The sequence below is a fragment of the Cyclobacterium sp. 10D3-21 genome (genome assembly GCF_055809755.1).
Map to the genome: position 1 here is coordinate 837,193 of NZ_CM147924.1, position 17,660 is coordinate 854,852.

The 17,660-nt window shown below is 39.0% G+C and carries 10 protein-coding genes; 7 read left to right on the top strand and 3 right to left on the bottom strand.

Going from position 1 to position 17,660, the window contains the following annotated elements; translation table 11 throughout:
- Window positions 1–102: 102 nt before the first annotated feature.
- The gene (locus AC0L7T_RS03595; protein WP_473341099.1) at window positions 103–2,877 is read left to right on the top strand and encodes a YCF48-related protein; all 2,775 of its coding nucleotides are present in this window, start codon (window positions 103–105) and stop codon (window positions 2,875–2,877) included.
- Here AC0L7T_RS03595 and prfA read toward each other — a convergent pair.
- Together prfA and AC0L7T_RS03605 are read right to left on the bottom strand one after the other, a co-directional pair.
- Entirely contained in the window at window positions 2,874–3,950 is a 1,077-nt protein-coding gene (gene prfA, locus AC0L7T_RS03600) for a peptide chain release factor 1 (RefSeq protein WP_473341100.1), read from the bottom strand. The two genes, AC0L7T_RS03595 and prfA, sit on opposite strands and share 4 nt — an antisense overlap.
- 254 nt (window positions 3,951–4,204) lie before the next feature.
- Window positions 4,205–5,431 carry an IS4 family transposase gene (locus tag AC0L7T_RS03605; RefSeq protein WP_473341101.1) on the bottom strand — a complete coding sequence of 409 codons (1,227 nt, stop codon included), beginning with the start codon at window positions 5,429–5,431 and terminating at the stop codon, window positions 4,205–4,207.
- A 182-nt stretch (window positions 5,432–5,613) separates the two neighbouring features.
- Between AC0L7T_RS03605 and AC0L7T_RS03610 the strand changes: the two genes are divergently transcribed.
- Both AC0L7T_RS03610 and AC0L7T_RS03615 read left to right on the top strand, forming a co-directional pair.
- The gene (locus AC0L7T_RS03610; protein ID WP_473341102.1) at window positions 5,614–6,276 is read left to right on the top strand and encodes a Tll0287-like domain-containing protein; all 663 of its coding nucleotides are present in this window, start codon (window positions 5,614–5,616) and stop codon (window positions 6,274–6,276) included.
- 178 nt (window positions 6,277–6,454) lie between these two features.
- The gene (locus AC0L7T_RS03615; RefSeq protein ID WP_473341103.1) at window positions 6,455–7,057 is read left to right on the top strand and encodes a DNA-3-methyladenine glycosylase I; all 603 of its coding nucleotides are present in this window, start codon (window positions 6,455–6,457) and stop codon (window positions 7,055–7,057) included.
- A 106-nt stretch (window positions 7,058–7,163) separates the two neighbouring features.
- Here AC0L7T_RS03615 and AC0L7T_RS03620 read toward each other — a convergent pair whose 3' ends face one another.
- Complete coding sequence (locus AC0L7T_RS03620) at window positions 7,164–9,584, bottom strand: TonB-dependent receptor (protein ID WP_473341104.1); 2,421 nt, start codon at window positions 9,582–9,584, stop codon at window positions 7,164–7,166.
- Between the two features lie 553 nt (window positions 9,585–10,137).
- Here AC0L7T_RS03620 and AC0L7T_RS03625 point away from each other — a divergent pair.
- The 4 genes from AC0L7T_RS03625 to AC0L7T_RS03640 all read left to right on the top strand — a co-directional run bounded on the left by AC0L7T_RS03625 (window position 10,138) and on the right by AC0L7T_RS03640 (window position 17,659).
- A complete protein-coding gene (locus tag AC0L7T_RS03625; RefSeq protein ID WP_473341105.1) occupies window positions 10,138–13,206 on the top strand; it encodes a SusC/RagA family TonB-linked outer membrane protein in 3,069 nt (1,022 codons plus the stop codon).
- A gap of 18 nt (window positions 13,207–13,224) precedes the next feature.
- Window positions 13,225–14,805, top strand: coding sequence for a RagB/SusD family nutrient uptake outer membrane protein (locus AC0L7T_RS03630; RefSeq protein WP_473341106.1), 1,581 nt, complete (start codon window positions 13,225–13,227; stop codon window positions 14,803–14,805).
- A gap of 354 nt (window positions 14,806–15,159) precedes the next feature.
- Window positions 15,160–16,794 carry a PQQ-dependent sugar dehydrogenase gene (locus AC0L7T_RS03635; RefSeq protein ID WP_473341107.1) on the top strand — a complete coding sequence of 545 codons (1,635 nt, stop codon included), beginning with the start codon at window positions 15,160–15,162 and terminating at the stop codon, window positions 16,792–16,794.
- A 1-nt stretch (window position 16,795) separates the two neighbouring features.
- Window positions 16,796–17,659 carry a sugar phosphate isomerase/epimerase family protein gene (locus AC0L7T_RS03640; protein WP_473341108.1) on the top strand — a complete coding sequence of 288 codons (864 nt, stop codon included), beginning with the start codon at window positions 16,796–16,798 and terminating at the stop codon, window positions 17,657–17,659.
- The last annotated feature ends 1 nt before the right edge of the window (window position 17,660 follow it).

A 17,660-nucleotide genomic window follows, 5' to 3' on the forward strand; every position in this document is an offset into this window, starting at 1 on the left:
TTTCTGTTAAATCCTGAATTATATATTATTTTTGTAAGGATAATTTATTTAAACTTAGGCATTTATATGAAGCGGGGTTTACTTTTATGTTTTTTTTGCCTAATGCTTTTCCAGATTGGATTTGGACAAAGTTGGAGAAGAGTTGGAGACTGGGGAAATGATTATAAATCAATAAAGTGGGTAAACACCAATGTTGGCTTTATAGGCGGTGAAAATATTTTACTAAAGTCTATAGACGGAGGGCTTAGCTGGGTAGAAATGGAACTTCCAATGCGAATGGATGTATTGGATATTTCTTTTTTTGATGATCAAAATGGGGTGTTGCTTAATGAAGAGGGACAAATTTTTAGATCCACCAATGGTGGGGAAAGTTGGACTTCCCCTACCTATCCAGACAATTTAACGATGAATAGGGTTCTTCATATCGATGAGAACCGAATGATTATTAGTGGAGATGATGGACTTATTTTACGGTCAGTTAACGGAGGAGGATCATGGAGTGTTATTGATGTGCCTACAGAAGCTTCGATCCGAAAAGTATTTTTTGTCGACCAAGAACTTGGTTACGCCGTAAGCTCAGCCTCCGAAATACTAAAAACTTTCAATGCAGGAGAATCATGGGAATTGCATGAGTCGGGGTTTGATGTTGCGTTGAATGCAGTATATTTTATAAATGATACTACAGGCTATGCGGTTGGAGACCAGGGAGCAATTATCAAAACAGAAGATGGAGCCCTGAATTGGCAGTTTATTAATAGCGGTATCGATACGGATTTGACTGATGTACTTTTTAATCCGGATTTCCCACTTATTGGAGTGATTAGTGGTGATGGTGGGACTATTCTGCGTACTACTAATGCTGGGCTGACATTTAAAGAGTCTAATTCACGAACGGGGGAAAATGTAGAACGACTTTCGATAAGGCCTGAAACCAATAATGTTTTAGCAGTGGCACCCAGTGGGGTTTTGATCAGTTCCAATAATACAGGGTCAACTTGGTCTATAAGACTTTCTGGTACGGCTAGTGATTTTAGAGATGTAGCATTTACAACAGATTTGCGAGGTTACCTTGTTGGAGATAATGGTTTGATTTTATCAACTACCAATGGAGGGTCGAGCTTTAGTGATAGGTCTAGACCAATATCTTTACCTTTTAATTCTCTGTTTTTTTTGTCTAACAATGCTGGTTATGTTTCGGGAAATAACGGTAACATCATTTCTACTACAAACTCGGGGGTAAATTGGACGACGCTTAACCCAGGCACCAACAAAAATGTATACGGCTTTTATTTCTTTGATTTTAATAAAGGGTTTGCTGTAGGAGATCAAGGGTTAATTACAATGACACAAAATCAGGGAGTCAATTGGGATGTTATTTCTTCTGGTGCTTCTGAGTTTAATTTGAAAGATATTTTTTTCTTTAACGAAAATGATGGCGTTATCATCGGTGAAAAGGGGCTGGTTCTGATTACCTCCAATGGTGGACTAAGTTGGCAAAGGGTAAATATTGGAAGTACTGTCGATCTAAAAGCTATTTCAGTTTTAGATGAGAATATAGCAATTGTCGTTAGCTCTTCAGGAGACTTGTTTAAAACTACGGATAAAGGTGCCAATTGGGAACCTCTAACAACGGGTTTTAATACACCATTGTCAGATATCTATTTTCTCGACGAATCCGTAGGGTTTATTACTGGAGAAAATGGATTGATTATTCGAACTTTTGATGCTGGAGACAATTGGGAAAAGTTGGAAACAGGTACCTATCAAAACTTTACGGGACTGAGCTTTGGTGACTTGAATGTAGGGTATGCCGTTGGGGAAAATGGTATTTTTTATCAATATACTTGTCAGGTTCCCGATGAGATTCCAACTATTTTTGGGGAAGACAATATTTGCATCAGCCAGCAGATTTATTCCATACAGGACTTGGGCTTGGATGACGAAACATATGAGTGGCGAGTAGATGGAGGAAGTATAATTCAAGGCCAAGGGAGTGCTAGAGTAGTGGTTAGATGGGATGATCCTGGGAGGAATGCTGTGATGGTACGTGGCAAAAATAAATGTGGAAATGGTGAAACTACCGCATTGGAAGTTATTGTCTCAGAAGAGCCAAAACAAACCAACGCTATTCAAGGTGAAGGTGTAGTATGTGTGAATACCCTCGAAGAATATATGGTTGATTCGATTCCGGGAACGGAATACTTTTGGGAGGCTACCGGTGGGGTGGTTAGAGAAGGGCAAGGCACCGCTAAAATAACACTTGAATGGACCAATTTAAATGAGCAAAGTATCTCTGTATCCACCAGAAATCCATGTGGGCAAGGACCTACTACAGAGAAGGCTATTCGTGTAATTACCATACCAGATCAACCTTCAGCTATCCAAGGGGCAGTAAAGGTTGGTTTTCAAGAAGTAGATTATGAAATTACTGGTGTGCAGGATGTCAATTACCAATGGGCAATTGACGGAGGGGGTGAAATTATTAGTGGACAAGGTTCCTCAACTGTACGGATTAACTGGACCACCCCAGGTGACCATGTGGTAGAAGTTACACCTATCAATGCATGTAATCAAGGTTCTAGCCAAGTACTTTCTGTAAATGTAAACCTGATTACCTCAGTAGAGGAAGAAGCCGTTGATGCCAATATTGAAGTTTTTCCAAGTCCTTCATTTGGTGGAGATGTTCATGTTTCCGTAACAGGAATCGCTGGTTTGGATTATATCGCAGTCTATAATGCTATGGGCAAGAAAATAAAAGAAGTGCCAACCACAGTGGGGCAATTCGTTTATTTTATCAATGGTTTACCAAAGGGACTGCATGTGCTTATTCTTAGGAGTAAAACGACAGAATATAAAAGAAAAATATTGGTGCTTTAATCTTCCATTCCTCCACCTTTCATTTTTTCTGCATTTTCTGCAAAGCGAAGGGCGCCAATAAAGTCTTCTATGCTACCCTCCATAACTTCTGGAAGATTATATACGGTTTTATTAATTCTATGGTCGGTAACCCTACTTTGTGGGTAATTATAGGTGCGGATTTTATCTGATCGGTCCCCACTTCCTATCATGGATTTTCGTTGCGCACCTACCACCGCATTGTGTTTGGCCAACTCTATTTCATATATTCTAGACCTCAATACTTTGAGTGCTTTTTCAAAGTTCTTGATTTGTGACTTTTGATCCTGACAGGTAACCACTATTCCTGAGGGTTCATGGGTTAACCTTACGGCCGAATAGGTCGTGTTTACTGATTGACCACCTGGTCCAGAAGAACAGTAAGTATCTTTTCTTACTTCGTTCATGTCAATTTCTACATCCACATCTTCCATTTCTGGCAAAACGGCAACAGTTGCAGCCGAGGTATGTACTCTTCCCTGGGTTTCTGTAGCGGGAACCCGTTGGACACGATGTACGCCTGATTCATATTTGAGCATGCCATATACATCTGCTCCTGAAACTGAACTTATAATTTCCTTATAGCCACCAGAGGTTCCAAAAGTCAAATCAAGTACTGTAAGGTTCCAATTTTGTTTTTCACAAAACCTTTGGTACATCCGGAAAAGGTCTCCAGCAAAAATAGCTGCCTCATCTCCACCTGTACCACTTCTGATTTCAAGAATACAATCTTTGGAGTCATTGGGATCTTTCGGGATAAGCATTTTGCGGAGATCTTCCTCCATCTCATCCTTTTTATTTTTCAATTCCTCCCATTCCATCTTGGCCATTTCCCGGAATTCAGGATCCTTTTCTTTCTCCAATATTGCCTTGGTGCTATCAATATTATCAAGGGTCAAGCGATAGCTGTCATAGGCAGTAACCACCTTCTCAAGGTCCTTATATTCCTTAGACAGTTTGGTGTAGTTGCCCATATCACTCATGACATCCGGTTGAATGATAAGTTGTGCAACCTCCTCAAATCTATCTTTAATCGCTTCCAGTTTGTCCAGCATGGTAATTGTATTTGGAGGGCAAAATTAAGCATTATTGTTGATGAATACCCGACACAGATTTATTTTATGCGTAAGTCTATCCAAAAAAGACTTTTTGTATCCGCTAAATTCGATAAAATAAATATTCAAAGAGGTTCTGTGTTTTTTTATTTTATCAATTTTTTTTACTGTCGTCCGACTAAATTATCAAATTTAAAATAAAGTGGTCATACTGAATTTAAAAAGACTTTATTTATGATTTTAAAAAAGTACCCCTACCCTGAGAACATTAATTGGGTTTGGGTATTATTTAGATTTTTTTGAAATATACTTTTAAAATAAGCCTCGGAATAGACCAAAAACTTTTCTAGACTGACATAAGAGCATAAATTTTTTGCCGCCACCATCACCATTGTGGAAAAATCCTCCGCCTCCTTTATTCTCTTATGGAGTACTGTAAAGAGTAAATTCAGTATCAATGCCACCCATATCTGGATTTTGATCCCGTTCTCGCTGTCCGACAAAAAATATTTAAGCTCAAAATTTTGCTTAATCTGCTTAAAAAGAACTTCTATGATCCATCTGTTTTTGTAAAGCAAAGCTATAGTCAGGGCATTGTGTCCCATCAGGTTAGTGATAAACTCCAGTTTTTCACCGCTTTCTGGGTCAATGTAACTTACCAATCTAGCCTCAACTGTCCGAGAAACACCCTTCTCTCTGTAATTCAGGGAGATAAGTTGGTCTGAAATAACATCTTTGCTATGGGAACAGTCAAAGTCCCGAATCACTCCATATCGGGCATTATCTTTTTTTCGAGTTACAAAATACCTGTTAGAGCTACTCCACTTTTCAAAACATGAATAGCGGTTATAACCTTTGTCGAATACCGCTATTCCATGTTCTGGAAGTTCCATAACTTTTAAAAACATGTTTTCATTAGTGGCTGCCGAACGGATGCAAATATAATTGGGAACTCCTTCTGCTAGGTTCATCTTGGCAAATACTTTAGCTCCTCCTTTCTTCTTCCCCTTTAAAGGGTTTCGACCAGCTCCCTTGAGTATCTCCTTAAAAAGCGTAATTGTTGTGGAATCAAAAACTTCCACGCAACTGGGATCTACTTCTCCGCCAATATCCAACCAATTACCCTGAAGTTTCTTTTTATAATGAGCGAAGAGTCTTGAATAGAGTACTGCAAAAACCTTATTGTCCCGTTTACGGTTAGCGTCAGAAAGTGTGCTCTTTGCCGGCAACTGCTTGATTCCAAATGGAATCAGCTTTTGAGCTATCAAGGAAATATTCTTACAAACTTCCCTGAGGCTACTGTTTCTAGTCAAAACGGCATAGAACATGCAGATAAAGTGATCTATAGATTTCAGTTTCTTATAATACCGATCACTATTTTCCTGTTCCACAACTTGGTTAAAAATATCTTTTGGAATCATAGATAAAAGCTGGGCTATAATAGGGTGTCCCGACAGAAAATTATTCTTATCTTGCTTCATATTGTTATTTTTTGGTCGAAACAACAATATAAAAAAGATGGGATAGCTCCAAAGAGCTTCCCATCTTTAATTTTGTACTATTTATAGATTAATTTATTTAACCTATTTTTGTTCTCGGACGACAGTAATTTTTTTTAATGAATAGTCCTTATATTTAATAGTAAAATCAAATTGATTTAATTATGAAGGTTAAATACATGTTTTCGTTAGTCCTGCTCTTGATCATAGGGATAAGCAGTTGTAATGATGGTAAAAAAATCAACCGTGATCTCGTAGATGAGGTGAATAAAGCCAATGAAGTAAAAAAATTGGGAGAAGCTGAAATTACAGAACACGCTATGGAGTGGGGAAATGAAATTAGCATAGAAGCCCAAAAGGCACTTATGGGCGTTTTGCAAAAAGCCATTCAAGAAAATGGACCTGAAAATGCTGTTGGTTTTTGTAATGTAGAAGCGTTGGAGATTACAAAAAATGTGGCAGATAAATACAATGTAACCATTAGGAGGGTCTCTGTTAAAAATCGTAATCCCAAAAACAGTCCCAATGAAAAGGAAAAGGAATTACTTGATGCTTATGCGTATAACAAAGACAATAACCTGGACAACCACCCCAACATTCAGAAAATGGAAGACGGACAGGTTTTATTATATACTAAAGCGATTACCATTCCGAACGGCCTTTGTCTTAATTGTCATGGAGAGCCTGGAACGGACATCAAAGGACCAACTTTAGAAAAAATACAGAGCTTGTATCCAGAGGATAAAGCTATAAATTATAAAATAGGTGATTTAAGAGGTATGTGGAGCATCGAATTGCCAAAAAAAGAAGTGATAAAGGACATTTAAAAGTAATCTGTAAAAAGAACCAAAACCAGTTTATAAACGGATATAAAGTTGATTATACCCTTTAATTTATTTCTCTGGCATTGAAAAATAGGTTTACAATTGCACCGCTATATCCATCAAATAATCGTGAAAATTAAGGTAGTATTGTATTTTAGCTTACCATAAATCTTGAGATATTATGAGCGATTATAAGCATGATCAGACACAAAAATTTCGTTGTCCATGGTGCCTTGGATTTGAGGAATATATTAGGTACCATGATGAAGAATGGGGCGTACCTGTATATAGTGACAGGACGCATTTTGAGTTTCTGGTTTTGGAAAGTGCCCAGGCAGGCCTAAGTTGGTCGACCATTCTTAAGAAAAGGAAGGGGTATGCAAAGGCCTTCAAAGATTTTGATTACCAAAAGGTGGCTGGTTTTACTGCGGATGAAATAAATAAACTGATCAAGGACCCCAGCATTGTTCGGAATCGGTTGAAAATTGAAGCAGCAGTAAACAATGCCAGAAAGTTTATGGAGGTTCAGGAGAAATATGGAACCTTCACAGGTTTTATGCTGGATTTTGTCGATGGAAAACCATTGCAAAATGCATGGAATAGTATGGATGAAGTCCCGTCAACGACTGAGCTATCCAATAAGGTTGCCAAAGAATTGAAAAGGTATGGGTTTAAATTTTTAGGAAGTACTACCGTTTATGCTCATTTACAAGCTACTGGCATAGTCAATGACCATTTGGTCCAGTGTTTTCGTCATCAGGAAGTGAAACGAATGGCCAAATAAATACTGGAACCACTACAATCTTTGTCAAGTAAATTCACAATATTTATGTGGATTTACTTCATACCTCAGGGCAATGCATCGTACAATGCCTTGAGGTAGAAGGTTTTTATTCTCCGCCCATGAGGTCGGATTTAGTTTGGGCTTTTGATTGCTTGATTCTGTAGTTTAAGGTTAGGTTGATTTGCCTTTTTCGTGGAAACACATCACCTACTGTCGTAAATCCCGGGCCTTCGAACAGATAACGGTTTCTTCTGGAATTAAATACGTCTATAACGTTTAATATCAAGGTTCCTCTCCCTTTCATAATGTCCTTACTGGCCGATATGTCCATAAAGGAGATTGCTTTTCGTGTTCCTTGAGCAACCTTCCTTCTCCCTTCATAATTCCCTCGAATTTGTATGTCTAATCCATTTGCAAGTGTGAACCTGGAGGTAAGCCTGGTGAACCAGGAATAGGTATCTGCAGTATACGTGTCCATAATATTGCTCCCGTCAATTTTGGCATAGAATAAATTAAAATTGGCATCTAATTTCCACCATTCTACGGGGATATAATCAGTAGTGAATTCAAAGCCCATGGACTTTTCACCTATTAAGTTTTCAGGAATAGTCGTTGAATTTCCTTCCTCATCTACGCTTCTTATTCTTTCAATTTTATCTTTTGTATCCCTGTAGTAAATCGTAGAAAATATAGAGCCTTTTTCCATGTATTTTATATGGCCAAGTTCGAAGGCATCCGTATATTCGGGATTAAGGTCAGGATTTCCACTAAAAAAGTTCCTGGCATCAGAAAGAGTCATAAATGGACTTAGATCATTGTAAACAGGTCTTCTGATCCTTCTGCTGTAACTCACCTGAAAAGCATCGTCTTGACTTAGGTTATAGGTAAAGTGAGCTGATGGAAAGAGATTGGCATAATCTCTGGGATTGATTTCATTTGATGTCACCAATGTAGTAGTTACGTCTGTATATTCAGCCCTCAATCCACCTTGATAAGAGAATTTGTCATGTTTGTTGCCCAAAATGGCATAAGCAGCTTGGATGTTCTCATCATAAAGAAAAATGTCGTCCAATCCTGGTAAGGCTTCAAATTCACCTGATTCTTGCCTTTGACTTACTATGAAATCATTTTTCATGTTTCTAAAGCTACTCCTGAATCCGGTTTCAAAGGTTCCTTCCTTACCAATTGGTTTTGTATAATCCAACTGGAATAGCCACTGTCTGTCAAATTCATCGTTTATCGCTGTTTGATAAAAAGAAGTTTCTGGAATGGCAGTTCCTTCAGGGGTAAAACCATTTTGCGTATAGACCTGATCAGAATTTTCCCAATAGTCAAGGTAGGTTATGGCTCCCGTTAACTCATGACCGCTTTGCTCAAAACTTCGCTTGTAAGTCAGGTTAAATTCTGAGTTAGGCTCTTTCTCATCTTCATCCTGGGTTCGGAGCGTGTAGCTTTGTAAAGGACCACCTTCAACTTCATAGTCGTTGTACCTAATATCAGTAAGTCTCCTTGAATCACTGCGTCTCCAAAGGTAGGAGCCTGTCAAAATGCTGTTTTCGTTGAAGAAGTAATCTAAGCCCGCACGAATATTATTATTAAGTCCACTGACTGTACCAGAAGTTGTTTGATGCGAATAAAAAGTAGTGTCTCCGTTATCCACTGTCTGGCTAATGGTTCCTTCTCTTGGGGGACTGCTGTAAGCTACACCGTAGTTGATAAACCAGTTGATATTTTTTTTCCGGTAATTAAGATTTGCAGCCAAGCCAAAGTTATCTGGATTCCCTACTGTTCCTTCAAAAGAGGCGTTGAAACCTTGGTTGTTCTCTTTTTTCAAGATGATATTGATGACTCCTGCCATTCCTTCTGCTTCATAGCGGGCAGAGGGGTTGGTGATTACCTCTACAGTTTCAATCATACTGGCAGGTAATTGCTGAAGTCCACTACTGCCTTTAAAGCTAACCAAACCTGAGGGTTTACCATCCACCAGTATGCGCACATTGCTTGAACCTCGTAAACTAACTCCCCCTTCCGGATCCACCGAGATGGAGGGTAGATTCATTAAAACATCATTTGCTGAACGCCCTGCATTGGACAGATCTTTTCCAATATTGAATATTCGTTTGTCCAGAGACAATTCCATTAATGTTTTTTCTCCTTGAACAACCACTTCATCTAAATTTTCTGTGTCCGCAGATAAACCAATTGCTCCAAGGTCAAGCTTGCGCTTTTCTCTAGTGATGTCAACCTCATTTATCTCCAAGCCCTTATAGCCCATGAATTCCACCAAAACATTGAATTTACCTTGTGGAAGGTCAATAGAAAAAAGGCCATCTTCTGAGGTGATTCCACCATTAATAAGTTTGTTTTCTCCAGATTCAGTAGAAAAAACGCTAATCGTAGCAAATCCAAGTGGACCATTGCCCTCTTTGTCTACTACTTTTCCTTGTATTTCGCCAAAACTGGAGGATTGGGAAAAAATCGGTTGAGAGGCTAAAAAAAACAGTACTAATAGGCTGATGTATTTCATGGGGGCAATTTTGGTAAATTAAATAGGGGCAAATATAAAAAATCGCCTCGAAGGAAGGTTGTTTTTTTACATGAATGTCCAAAGAATTTTGTGAGGATTAATACACTAATCTCTTTAAATGAAAGAATTGCAATCAAAGCTTTTGGTGGAAATGGAATTTGACCATGAGGAATAATGCAATAATTTAAAAGTAACGCTATAAAAATTTAAGGAGAAAATTTTTGGACTAAGTGCGTTTGAGGTTTTGTGAACTAAAAGCTATTTTCGTACTTTTATAAGCATGCTTTTGTGCTTGAATTAGGTTTGTGAAATAGCATTCGAGATGGACTGTTATGGCATGTTTTAAAGTGATTTTACTTTTTATTTAGTAGGTATTTTGCAAGTTTTGTTTAATACTGTTAAAGACCAAATTAAGAGAGATATAGCAATAAAATAGCTGCTATGGCATTAAAAATCGCTTATTAATTAACACTTAAATAATTTGAAAACCCTCCTCTCTCTAAACTTTTAAATTAATATTGCATTTCTTAATTAATCAGTAAAATTAACCCATATGAAAAAAATCTATTATTTATTTACCGTGCTATGGTGCCTGGCCTTTTTTAGTGCTCAAGCCCAGACCGTTGTTAAAGGAACGGTTTATAGCAACCCTAATCAGGAGCCCGTACCAGGTGCATCCATTGTCCCAGCAGGCAATAGCAATCAAGGAACCATTACCGATATTGACGGTAAATTTTCGCTTAGTTTAAGCGAAAATTCGGGAACTGTCACTGTTTCTTTTATAGGAATGCAGTCCCAAACCCTACCTTATAATGGTAACACTGAACTTAATGTATACCTGGAGGAATCTGTCTTTAACATGGACGAAGTAGTGATGATTGGTTACGGTACTTCCAGGAGAGAAAACCTAACTTCATCAGTATCCTCTGTAGCAGGTCTTGACAAGATCAACAGTAGGCCTGTCACAAATCTAAATGATTTCTTGCAAGGTAGTGTGGCGGGTGTAACCGTTTTGCAGCAAGGTGGCGATCCTTCACAAGAAGGTTTGGTCGTTATTCGTGGTATAGGTTCTCTTTCTGATGAAAGACCCTTAACCGTTGTGGATGGAATGCCTTATTATGGGCCTCCGATTAATCCAAATGATATTGAATCGGTTTCCATCCTGAAAGATGCTTCTGCTGCTGCCATTTATGGTGCTCAGGCTGCTTCTGGTGTAATCGTGATCAAAACCAAAGAAGGAGCATTTGGAAAACCTGTAGTTACTTTTGATGTGTATTCTGGTACGCAGCAGGCAAGTAATTTACCTACTCCCCTAAACGCAAAGCAACAAGCCGATGTGTACAATTTGGCTGCAGACAATGCGGGTGCGGCCCGTCAGGCAGCCCATGATGGTAGTCAAAATCCATGGGGACAAACTACCCGAACCAATTGGATGGAAGAAATTTTTAGAACAGCGGCAGTTTACAGTGCCAATGTGAATGTCAGTGGCGCCAGTGAATCTGCCAATTATATGGGTTCTTTTGGCTACTTGAACAAAGAAGGGCTCTTGCAGGGGACTGGATTTGAGCGCTATGCATTTAGACTGAAAACCGATTTTCACTTGTCAGACAAGGTGACCATAGGTGAAAATATTTATTTTACCAGATCGACTTCGGTAGGTACCAATTCCAGTAGTTCCTATTCTGGTAGTATTATTAGTGCATTGTACATGCCTTCCGCAGCCCCAGTTTACGATGAAAATGGCATTTTCCATGGTGTAGTACCTTATGACCTTTCTCAATTTGCAGGTACTTATGGTGATGTTTACAACCCAATGGGACTTCTTTTGAGGCCTACTACCAATAACCCGACCACTAATTTAAATTCCAATACGTATTTAAATTATGAGATTATCCCTGGGCTGTCTTTCAGAAGTACCTTTAGCTACAATATCAATATGTCCAATAACAAGCAGTTTAGCCCTAGGATTCCAGAACTAGGAAGAACTAATCTGCAAAATTATCTTTATCAGGGCAGTTCAAATACCCAAAGGTGGATATGGGACAACCAGGTTTCTTTTCAAAGAAGGTTTGGCTTACATGACCTGAATGTAACTGCAGTTTATTCTTCTCAGTTTACCAAAAGTGAATCCTATTTTCAAGAAGGTAGAGGATTCAGTAGTGAGGAACCTTTTAATCAATACATGAGCAATGCTGAAGAATTCATGACCCCAACTACTGGTGTTTATGAGGATGCATTGACTTCTGCTATCGGTAGGGTGATGTACAATTACGATGACAAATACTTTATAGCAGGTAGTGTAAGACGTGACGAAACTTCTCGTCTGGCAATCCAGAATCAATCAAGTGTTTTCCCTGCAGTTTCAGGCGCATGGAAAATTTCAGGAGAAGATTTCTTCAATAACGATGCTGTTAATATATTGAAATTAAGGGCTTCCTGGGGTCAGATTGGAAACATTAACTCTGTAGGCTATTATTCTTTTGATGTGCCTTTAGGTACGCAAACGGTTATTCTTGGACAAGATGCTTCCCTTGATTACAGAGCGGTTTATGCCAACAGGCAATCCAATCCGGACCTGAAATGGGAAATTTCGGAATCTACAAATATTGGTTTGGATGCAGGGTTTTTCGACAACAAGATTGACCTGACCTTGGATTACTTTGTGAAAACGACCAAAGGCATGATTTTACCAGGCTTGGAAGATTTGCATCAGGGAACTACTGCTGCAGATGTGAATGGTGGAGAGGTGAAAAATTCAGGCCTTGAGTTTTCTGCGGGCTACTTTACCCAGGCCGGTGAGTTCAATATTGGCGCTAGAGGTAATTTTAGTATTATCAACAATGAATTAATGAATCTTGATGGATACAATAAGAGCAATATTAATTTCATAGCACACACTGATGAAGTCAGAAGTACGCTTTACCCATATAGATCTGAAGTAGGTCAATCTTTGTATTCTACTTTCTTGGTGCCTTATGAAGGAATTTTCCAATCCCAAGGTGAGATTGATGCGCATGTTAAAGATGGGACGCTGATACAGCCCAATGCCAAGCCGGGTGATTTTAAATTTACCGATGTAAACAATGATGGTAAAATAACTGATGAGGACAAAGTATTTATGGAAAGTTACCTTCCTGACTTTACCTATGGATTTAATTTAAGCGTCGATTACAAAGGGTTTGATTTAAGCATGATTTTGCAGGGAGTGGCAGGTGTAAAAGTTTTTAACGGCTATAAATACACTGCTCTGAACGCTTCTCAGTCTGGTTATAATTTAGACAATAGGATTTTGGATGCCTGGACTACTGAAAATACAGATACTGATATTCCGAGAATTTCTACCAAAGATGACAACAGAAACTTTGGAACAGCATCAAGCTGGTATTTAGAAGAGGCGTCTTATATGAGAATGAAAAACCTTACAATAGGTTATACCTTCCCTCAGGAAATTCTGAAAAATGTAGGGGAAAATAGCAGTCTTAGGGTTTATATTTCTACTGAAAATTTATTTACAATCACCAAATATTCTGGTATGGATCCGGAAGTTGGTGGTAAAGGAATGGATGTGGGTCGTTATCCTCTGCCTAAAACTTTTACAGCAGGACTTTCTCTTACGCTTTAATACCTAACTGTGAAAAAAATGAAAAATACATTATATAAGATATCGACAATGATTGCCCTTTGTTTAGGGGTGATGACAGGCTGCTCAGATGAGTTTACTAATCTTGAGCCACTCGGAAGTACTTCCTACGAAAACTTCTTCCAGAACGAACAAGATGCGATAACCGCTGCCAATAGCCTTTACTTTTACATGAAAGATGAAGACATGTTTTCCAGAGGTTTTTTCTGGTATATCAATGCTTCAGATGATATGGTGACGGGTAGAATCAATTCGACAGCGGATAATATCAAAAACTTTAACATGACTGGTGATGAAGGTTATGCTTACTGGATGTATCCACAGAGTTATAAAATCATCCGTCGGGCAAATGATATTATTCTCAATGTTCCTGACATGGATATTGATTCGAGTTTGAAGAACCGAATTTTGGGAGAAGCCTATTTTATGCGCGGCTTCCATTATTTCTGGCTAGCTCACACCTATGGAGATGAGGTAAGTGGAGGTTTGCCTATAGTTACAGAAGAGAATATGTTTGATGAGCCTGGAAGTTATTCCCGACCTGCCAGCGTAGAAGAAAACTATGCGCAAATTGTGGAAGACCTTAAGAAGGCAGCAGATTTATTGCCTCTGTTTACTACCTATAGTCCTGAAAACATGGGTCGTGCGCACAAGGATGCTGCACTAGCCTATATTGCCAAAACCAATTTATACTGGGCGGAATACGACCCTTCAAGGTATTCGGAGGTGGTGACCTATGTGGATGCAGTTACCAATTCAGGTTCCAATAGAGACATTTACACGACCAATACTCCAGCCGAAGATTTCCGAATGTTACACAGTCACCTGAACAACTGGGGACCTGAATATATCTGGACCGTAGTGTCTGGTGTGAATGGTGGAAGTAAACTTCCTGGTGTTTCTCTTGAAAATAAAGGTTGGGGAAAATACAATGGTTGGGGTTATTACATGCCTACAAATGAATTGTATGAAGAATATGAAGAGGGAGATTATAGAAGAGAGGTTACCATATTAAAATTTGGTGATGATTTCAAATTCTTTGGTGAGGATAGAAAATACCAATCGGAAAACTCTCTTTCAGGATTGCAATTCAATAAATACCTGTATGAATACCAATTTGAAAACCCTGTTGGTACTTATATCAATTCCAATGGAAATGATCCAACTACCATTCTGAATGTTCCTTTATTAAGGTATTCTGAGCTTTTATTGCTGAAGGCTGAGGCTTTGATTATGCAAGGACAGAATGGTGATGAGCCATTGAACCGCGTTAGGGAAAGGGCCGGTTTAGCTCCAAAGACCAATGCGACTATGGATGATTTAAAACATGAGCGTAGGGTAGAATTGGCAGGTGAATTTGCCAACAGGCACTTTGACTTGGTGAGATGGGGAGATGCTGAGGCAAAGTATAGCCAACCTCTTCACGGTCGCCTTCACTCGGATAGGGCCAATCCAAATTCTTCTTACACCATTGGTGAAATATGGCCGGCAAGAAACTTCGACCCGAACACCATGGGCGTTTGGCCTATACCTACTCGTGTGGTAAGTTCTTCGGGGATTGATCAAAACAAAGGCTGGTAATAATTAGTCTATAACAAAAAAGGGGCTGTTGTAAAACAAGCCCCTTTTTTGTTTCTCTAAGTTTCATTTGCCTATAATCGATAAAATTATGTTATTCTGTTATAACAGTCAGAGTAGTGACTGTAACCTTTATCGGAATTTATTTCAATACAATTCAACGATTAAAGGTGATTTTCTAGCCTTTGATAAATAAGGTTTTTTTTATATAGCGATAATGAAGTAGATTGGGTCCGTATTTTAATTGATTAAATCCCATTTTGACAGTATCATTTCGCCATGAACCCATTTAATAACCTCTTGTTTCTCCTGTTTTTCACAGCTTTTTGTTGGTCATGTAGTTCTAAAGATAAACCTTTGGAAGAATTGATTCCCATGGATCAAACCAACCTGGATGCTGGAGAAAATTTGTTCCAAACAAATTGTAGCAGTTGTCACGCCTTTAATAAAAACGGTATTGGACCACAGCTAGGTGGTATTACCAAAGAACAATCCCTCGAATGGTTGCGTTCTTTTATTCAAAACCCCACGGAAATGATTGATAAGGGGGATGAAAGAGCCAAGAAAGTTTTCGATAGGTACAAGACTTATATGCCTTCTTTCAGTCATTTGGAGGAAAAAGAATTAGACAATATCATTGCCTATATGCACCAGCATGAAGCACCGGCAGAGAATTTAAAAGCAGTATTGGATTCCATTTGGAACCCTATTCCTGAAAAAATCCCCATGTCTGATTTGGTTGTCAACCTGGAATTGATCAGTACAATTCCTGCTTCTGCAGAAAAGAAACCCGTTACCCGTATAGCTAAAATGGACTACCATCCGGTAACCAAGGACTTGTACATGTTGGATTTACGTGGTAATTTATACCTTATGGAAGGGGCGAAAACCAGTTTATATCTCGATATGGCTAAGGAAATGCCTGACTTTATAAATCAACCTGGACTGGCCACTGGTTTCGGTAGTTTTGCTTTTCATCCCGATTTTGGTGAAAATGGTTTGTTTTATACTACCCATACAGAAAAACCCCATACAGCACCAGCTGATTTTGCCTTCGGTGACAGTATTAAAAGTGATATGCAGTGGGTGGTTACAGAGTGGACAACAAATAATCCATTAGAAGTACCCCTCAGTACTTCTGTACACAGAGAACTGTTTAGGATAGACATGGCATCAGCTATCCACGGCATGCAGGAAATTACTTTCAATCCACTTGCAAAAAAAGGAGACAAAGATTATGGCTTACTCTATATAGGAATAGGTGATGGAGGATCTGAAGGAAGAGGTCATGCCTGGATTTCTTATGGAGCCACTCAGCCCTGGGGTGCGGTTTACCGCATTGATCCCACAGGTAATAACAGTGGCAATGGAAAATATGGAATCCCTGAAGACAATCCATTTGTAGGTAATGACAAAGGTTGGATGCCTGAGATCTATGCACATGGTTTCAGAAATCCACATAGAATTACCTGGTCTAAAACTGGGGAAATTCTCGTTTCCAATATTGGTCAGGGACAAATTGAATCCATTTATATGCTTCGGCCAGGTGATGATTACGGTTGGCCGGTAAGAGAAGGAACCTTCGAATTAAAACCAGAAGACGATTCCAATATGGTTTTCCCTTTGCCTGAAAATGAAAAATCCTTTGGGTTTTCTTATCCGGTAGCCATGTATGACCACGATGAAGGAAATGCCATTTCAGGTGGATATGAATATACTGGAACAGAAGTACCAGGCTTGAATGGTAAATATCTTTTTGGAGACATTACAAGAGGGCGATTATTTTATGTAAAGATAGCGGATCTTGAAATTGGAAAACAGGCACCTATTTATGAATGGACAGTTGAATATGAAGGGGTGTCTATTCCTCTTGCAAAATTGGCTGGAAGTAGAAGGGTAGACCTTAGATTTGGAAAAGATGCCAGTGGAGAAATGTACCTCTTTACCAAAGCGGATGGAAAAGTGTATAAAATGGCCAGTATAAAAGAATAAGATGAAAAGGATTAGCCGACGAAAAACAATTCTTACGCTAAGTAGTATGGTCGCCATGGCCCCTCTTTGGGCCATAGATGAGCGTATTCTCAAGTCTAAAGTTGGAATTGGCGCATGTGACTGGTCCATTGGCAAAGCTTCAGACCCTGGGGCATTTGAATTGGCCAGGGAAATAGGACTTGATGGAGTTCAGGTAAGTTTGGGGAATGTGGCCAATAACATGCATCTCAGGCAAAAGGGTATGCAACAAACCTACCTCCAGGCAGCTAAAAAAAACAAAGTAAAAATTGCCGGTCTGGCCATAGGTGAGCTCAACCGGGTGCCCTATAAATCTGCACCAGAGACCGAGATTTGGGTTTCGGACAGCATTGATGTAGCCAAGGCATTGGGGTGCAAAAATATTCTTTTGGCATTTTTTTCAGCTGGAGACCTAAGAAATGATCCTGAAGGAAAAAAAGAAGTAATCCGTAGATTAAAGAAAGTAGCCCCCAAGGCGGAAAAAGCCAATGTGGTTTTAGGTATTGAATCCTGGTTGTCTGCAGAGGAACACCTCGAGATTTTAGCCGCAGTAGGTTCTACCCATGTAAAGGTCTATTATGACCTGGCCAATGCCACCGAAATGGGCTATGATATTTTTAAAGAAATAGCCCTCTTAGGAGCTGAAAATATCTGTGAAATTCACTTTAAAGAAAATGGTCAGTTGCTTGGGCAAGGAAAGGTGAATTTTGAAAAAGTAAAAGTAAGCCTGGATAAAATTGGCTACAAAGGTTGGTGCATTATGGAGGGAGCCATTCCAAAGGGCATGGAAGTCTTGCCAGCTTATAGAAAAAATTTAAATTTTGTATCACAACTCATGAAATCCTAAA

Bases quoted from the DNA above. Each gene is read 5' to 3' on its own strand.
- AC0L7T_RS03595 (WP_473341099.1), top strand. From the start codon at position 103: ATGCTTTTCCAGATTGGATTTGGACAAAGTTGGAGAAGAGTTGGAGAC.
- prfA (WP_473341100.1), bottom strand. From the start codon at position 3,950: ATGCTGGACAAACTGGAAGCGATTAAAGATAGATTTGAGGAGGTTGCA.
- AC0L7T_RS03605 (WP_473341101.1), bottom strand. From the start codon at position 5,431: ATGAAGCAAGATAAGAATAATTTTCTGTCGGGACACCCTATTATAGCC.
- AC0L7T_RS03610 (WP_473341102.1), top strand. From the start codon at position 5,614: ATGAAGGTTAAATACATGTTTTCGTTAGTCCTGCTCTTGATCATAGGG.
- AC0L7T_RS03615 (WP_473341103.1), top strand. From the start codon at position 6,455: ATGAGCGATTATAAGCATGATCAGACACAAAAATTTCGTTGTCCATGG.
- AC0L7T_RS03620 (WP_473341104.1), bottom strand. From the start codon at position 9,584: ATGAAATACATCAGCCTATTAGTACTGTTTTTTTTAGCCTCTCAACCG.
- AC0L7T_RS03625 (WP_473341105.1), top strand. From the start codon at position 10,138: ATGAAAAAAATCTATTATTTATTTACCGTGCTATGGTGCCTGGCCTTT.
- AC0L7T_RS03630 (WP_473341106.1), top strand. From the start codon at position 13,225: ATGAAAAATACATTATATAAGATATCGACAATGATTGCCCTTTGTTTA.
- AC0L7T_RS03640 (WP_473341108.1), top strand. From the start codon at position 16,796: ATGAAAAGGATTAGCCGACGAAAAACAATTCTTACGCTAAGTAGTATG.